Source organism: Elioraea sp. Yellowstone, assembly GCF_006704265.1.
Classification (GTDB): domain Bacteria; phylum Pseudomonadota; class Alphaproteobacteria; order Acetobacterales; family Acetobacteraceae; genus Elioraea.
Genome location: NZ_VIKA01000230.1, coordinates 1 through 3,625 on the forward strand (window position 1 = coordinate 1; position 3,625 = coordinate 3,625).

Annotated in this window: 2 protein-coding genes and 1 pseudogene; 1 reads left to right on the forward strand and 2 read right to left on the reverse strand. The window is 74.8% G+C overall.

Going from position 1 to position 3,625, the window contains the following annotated elements; genetic code table 11:
• On the reverse strand, window positions 1-1,301 hold a 1,301-nt coding region (locus tag FK498_RS18030; RefSeq protein WP_237561013.1), incomplete at its 3' end, for a transglycosylase domain-containing protein.
• A 245-nt stretch (window positions 1,302-1,546) separates the two neighbouring features.
• Window positions 1,547-2,758 (reverse strand): N-acetylmuramoyl-L-alanine amidase, encoded by a 1,212-nt coding sequence (locus FK498_RS18035; RefSeq protein WP_141857001.1) that lies wholly within the window; start codon window positions 2,756-2,758, stop codon window positions 1,547-1,549.
• 464 nt (window positions 2,759-3,222) lie between these two features.
• On the opposite strand from FK498_RS18035, the pseudogene FK498_RS18040 reads away from it, so the two are divergent.
• A pseudogene (locus FK498_RS18040) lies at window positions 3,223-3,625 on the forward strand (S1 RNA-binding domain-containing protein); the annotation flags it as partial.

The window sequence follows — 3,625 nt, forward strand, 5'->3', positions numbered from 1 at the left end:
ACCGCCGGCTCCGCCGGCAGCGGCTCGACCAGCACGACATCGCCGACCGACACCACCTCCGTGGCCGCGCGCGGCGCCGGGCCGAGGCGGTTCTCGGGCAGGGCCGGGCGCGCCCAGGCCATCTCGGCGAGCGGCATGGTCATGATGCGCGGGCGCGGCGGCAGGTTCGGCCGCTCGGGCCGCTCCAGCCAGCCCACGCGGGCGGACTGCGCGGTGACCTCGAGCACCACTGCCTGGCGCCACTCGGGCAGCAGGCCGGGCGGGCGCGGCAGGGCGGCCAGCGCCTCGGTCCAGCCGGCGGCGAGCTGCGCGGCCGGCAGCTCGATCTTCGCGACCGGCCCGCGCCAGCCGCCGCGGCGCCGGTCGTAGTCGATCTGGCCCTCGCGCAGCGCGCGGTCGGCGAGCTGCTGCAGCCGCGGATCCAGGCTCGTGCGCACCGTCAGCCCGCCCTGGGTGGTGGCCTCCTCGCCGAACCGCTCGATCAGCTGCCGGCGCACCTCCTCGGCGAAGTACTCGGCCGGCACGCGCTCGGCGAAACGGCCGGGCCGCACCTGGATCGGCGTCGCCTTTGCCGCCTCCACCGCGGCGCGATCCAGCACGCCGTCCTCGGCCATGCGCTCGAGCACCCAGTCGCGCCGGCTCTTCGCCGCCTCGGGGTGGCGGAACGGGTTGTAGTTGTTCGGCGCCTTGGGCAGCGCGGCCAGATAGGCGGCCTCCGCCGGGGTGAGCTCCTCCAGCGCCTTGCCGAAATAGGTCATCGCCGCCGCGCCGACGCCATAGGCGCCCTGGCCGAGGAAGATCTCGTTCAGGTAGAGCTCGAGGATCCGCTCCTTCGGCATGGCCTGCTCGATGCGCATCGCGAGGATCGCCTCACGCAGCTTGCGCTCGATCGAGACCTCGTTGCCCAGCAGCATGTTCTTCGCCACCTGCTGGGTGATCGTCGAGGCGCCGACCGGCCGGCGCCCCTGGCCGAGCTGCTGGAGGTTGGTGATCGCGGCGCGCAGGATCGCGATCGCATCGACGCCCGGATGGGTCCAGAAGTTCTGGTCCTCGGCGGAGACGAAGGCGTCCTGCACGAGTTTCGGGATCGAGTCGATCGGCACGAAGATGCGCCGCTCCGCCGCGAGCTCGGCGAGCAGGCGCGAATCGCCCGCATAGACGCGGCTCATCACCGGCGGCTCGTAGTCCTTGAGCGCCGCGTGGTCGGGCAGGCCGCGGCCGTAGTGGTGCCAGGCATAGGCGGCGGCACCGGCGGCGCCGAGCGCGCCGATGAAGGCGAGCCCGGCCAGCGCCCTGACCACGCGCCGCAACCGCGAGCGGCGGCGCCTGGGGCGCTTCGGGGCAGGCGCGTCGTCGGGCGCGGCCGGGCGGGGCGGCGCGGCATCCCCCTCCGGCGCCGAGCCCTGCCACCGGCGCGGCCGGAACGCGAGCGGTTCGTCAGCCTTCATGATCGGGGCGGCTTATCATGGACGGTCCCCCTGCGTCACGGCGGACGCGACGCCGCCAGGGCCGCGGCGGGACCCGCTCACCCGGACGTCATCCCCGCTCAGCCCGCCGTCAGCACCGGCGAGGCCTCGTCGAGATAGCGATGCACCGCCTCGGCCATGGCCACGGCGAGCTTGCGCCGGTGCGCAGCCTGGCGCAGCAGCGCCTCGTCGGCGCGACTGGAGAGGAACCCCATCTCCACCAGCACCGAGGGAACGTCGGGCGCCTTCAGCACGACGAAGCCGGCGAAGCGGTGGCTGTTGGGCAGCATGACGACGGACTGGCGGAGCGAGGCCACGGCGTGGCGCGCCATGCGCGCGCTGCCGTTCAGGGTCTCGCGACGGACCAGCGCGATCAGGATGCGCGCGACCTCGGGTGTCACGCCCTCGAAGGCCGGGCCGGCGAAGCGGTCGGCGCGGTTCTCGTTGCGCGCGACCCGCTCGGCGAGCGGGTCCGAGGCGCGCTCGGCCAGCGTGTAGACGCTCGCGCCGCGCACCGAGGCGTCGTCCAGCGCGTCCGCGTGGATCGACAGGAACAACGCGGCGTTGCGGCTCTGCGCGAAGCGCACGCGTTCGGCGAGCGGGACGAACACGTCGCGCGTGCGCGTCAGCGCCACGCGGCAGCGCCCTTCGCCCTCCAGCACACGGCGCAGCTCCAGCGCGGCGGCAAGCGCGATGCGCTTCTCCTGGGTGCCCGAGGCGCCGATCGCCCCCGGGTCGCGGCCGCCATGGCCGGGGTCGAGCACGACCAGAGGCAGCCGGGGCGGGCGCGGCGGCTCCGCCCGGGCCTCGGCCTCCGATGCCGCGGCCTGGCCCAGGAACACCGCGCGCGGCGCCGGTGCGATCTCCACCACGAGCGTGGTCCCGGAGGCATCCATCGCGGCACGCCGCACCGCGACCGGGACCTCGAGGTCGAGCACCACGCGCGTCACGCCAGGGCGGTTGAGCGCGGCGCGGATGCGCCGCACCGGGCCGAGGCCCGGCGGCGGCGTGCCGGCACGCCAGGGCGCTCCCTCGAGGTCGATCACCACGCGTGGCGGGTTGTCGAGGGTGAACAGCCGGAACCCGACCGGCTCGCCGACCACGAGCGCGAGGCGCACACCTCCCTCCTCCTCGGCGAGGGAGGCCGCGGCGATCGCGCGCGCCGCGAGCGGCCGGGCCAACGCCGGCAGGAGCAGGGCGGCCGTGGTGGCGATGACGGCGCGGCGTCCGGGGCCCCGGCGCGGGAAGGACCCGGTGCCGCGCGCCGCTGCAGCCGGTGGCCGTGACGTCATGGCGGTCCCTCACGACAGGCCGGTGAAGCCAATAATGCATCAAAACCAGCCCGGTTGCCACCCGTTCCTGAGATCACGCGACAACAAATCCGGCCTTGTGGCGGGCGGCCGCATGCGCCATTGTGCGAACCGCCCGTGCGGATCGACCGTCGCGCGATTCGTCCCGTCCTCCGCCGTCGTTTCGGGGATCCCGGGGCGGCGCGCCGCCATCCGCGAGGCTCGCGCCTGCCACGCCGCCCTCGAGGCCGCCGGTGCCCGCGCGGGCCCTCGCGCCAGGATGGCCCCTGCCCGCCGAGCGCAGAAGCCATCGGGCGCCGTCGCGCCCGTCGGGACGGAACACATGACCGGACGCGACCGTCGCGCCCATCGCCAGACCCGAAACGCCGCGTTCCCCGGTGGCGCCCCGCAATCCCAGATCCGCCGCGCGAGCCCCGGCGCCGTCGCGGCGTGGAGACCTGCCGTCCATGACCAAGCGCATGCTGATCGATGCGACGCACCCGGAGGAGACCCGGGTCGTCGTGCTCGACGGAAACCGGCTTGAGGAGTTCGACGTCGAGACGTCCACCAAGCGGACGCTCAAGGGCAACATCTATCTCGCCAAGGTGGTGAGGGTCGAACCCTCGCTCCAGGCCGCATTCGTCGACTACGGCGGCAACCGGCACGGCTTCCTCGCCTTCAGCGAGATCCACCCCGACTACTACCAGATCCCGGTCGCCGACCGGCAGCGGCTCCTGGAGATGGCCGCGGCCGAGGCCGAGGAGGAGGCGGCGCGCGAGCACGCCGAGGGGGAGGCCGCCGCCGAGCAGGCCACCGGCGGCGAGCCGCCCCCCGACGCCGCCATCGCGCCCGGCGACGCGACTGTGGAAC